Annotated in this window: 2 protein-coding genes; both read left to right on the top strand. The window is 43.1% G+C overall.

Going from position 1 to position 1,262, the window contains the following annotated elements:
• A partial coding sequence (locus ACFQ88_RS39705) for an ERF family protein (RefSeq protein ID WP_379463448.1) occupies positions 1–343 on the top strand: 343 nt, incomplete at its 5' end.
• Between the two features lie 17 nt (positions 344–360).
• Positions 361–1,155 (top strand): hypothetical protein, encoded by a 795-nt coding sequence (locus ACFQ88_RS39700; RefSeq protein WP_377984107.1) that lies wholly within the window; start codon positions 361–363, stop codon positions 1,153–1,155.
• Positions 1,156–1,262: the final 107 nt, after the last annotated feature.

Raw genomic sequence — 1,262 nt, 5'->3', positions numbered from 1 at the left:
GGGTGTTGACAGAGCGGGTGAAAAAGGTGTCGGTAAGGCCCTAACCTATGCGGAAAAATACTTCTTCTTAAAACAATTCAACATCGCAACAGACAATGATGATCCTGATGCGTTTCAACAAAAAGTCGAAGAATCAAAGCCGACTAAGTTAATAACAGAAGAACAAAAAATGGAATTGAAAGATTTAGCGGTTAAATTCGCAGGTCTGCGGGGGCAGGAAGAATCTCTAGTTTATACAGCCCTAAATATAACTGATTTGAATAAACTTCCTGAAGGTCAAGCGGACTTCAATATAAATAAACTCAAACAATGGATTGCAAAAGCAGAAAAAGAATCAGCATAGGAAAGGACTGAGGGAATATGGACGCGTTTCTGATGAATAGGGGGATATTCAATCATGATATATGGTCGGACGTGGTTAAGTTTCGAATTTTCTTCTATCTCATTGGGAACGCGGTTTCCTCAAAAGAAGGCATACAGCAGGACGGCGTACACGTTCAGCAGGGCCAGTATTTGCGGTCACTGCGGAATTTACAAGATGACCTGGCTTATCGGGAGGGCAAGGGCAACAAAAAGAAAGTTTACCCTTTGACTACCCTACGCCGAAAGCTCAAGAGTTTGGAAAATGACGGGGAAATAACAACTAAATTAACTGATAGCGGCACACTCTTCACGGTCGTTAACTATGCGTCATATCAGGGTTTACAGGGTTCAGAAAATGAGATTGTGGCACAGAAACGGCACACCGATGGTACACCAACGGCACAGAAGGAAGAACCCAAACCGAAGAAAAAGCGCTATGTATACGATGAAAAACAAATGGCTCTAGCGGGGCTGCTATGGAAGAAAGTAAAAGTGAATGCGCCGGACATGAAAGAGCCGAATATGGAAAGCTGGGCAAATACCATTAGGCTCATGATGCAGCAAGACGAGCGGACAGGAAAAGACATTCAGGAAGTGATCCTGTGGGCTACCGGTCACGAATTTTGGCACAAAAACATATTAAGCGCCGATAAGCTGCGGAAACAGTACGACAAACTATCTGTTCAAATGAAAGGTGAACAAAAAGGGGTGACATCCATTGCAAAACACAAACAACATTTTGGGGAAAGCAACGGAGAATCTTACGATTTTTCAAAGAGAAAAGCTTGGTGAAAAGACTTGCGAAGTATGCAAACGGCCATATGAAATATTCCAAATAGTCATGCCGGATCGGGAAACGGGCCAGCTGACGAAGAAAAAATATGACTACTGCTTGCCGT

This window comes from Paenibacillus sp. NPDC056579, from assembly GCF_042793215.1.
Taxonomy (GTDB): Bacteria; Bacillota; Bacilli; order Paenibacillales; family NBRC-103111; genus Paenibacillus_S.
Note: the sequence above shows the minus strand (reverse complement) of the source record. Positions and strands in the feature narration are given on the sequence as shown.

What these genes read in the sequence shown, in the direction of transcription:
- ACFQ88_RS39700 (WP_377984107.1), top strand. Translation starts at nt 361, where the DNA reads ATGGACGCGTTTCTGATGAATAGGGGGATATTCAATCATGATATATGG.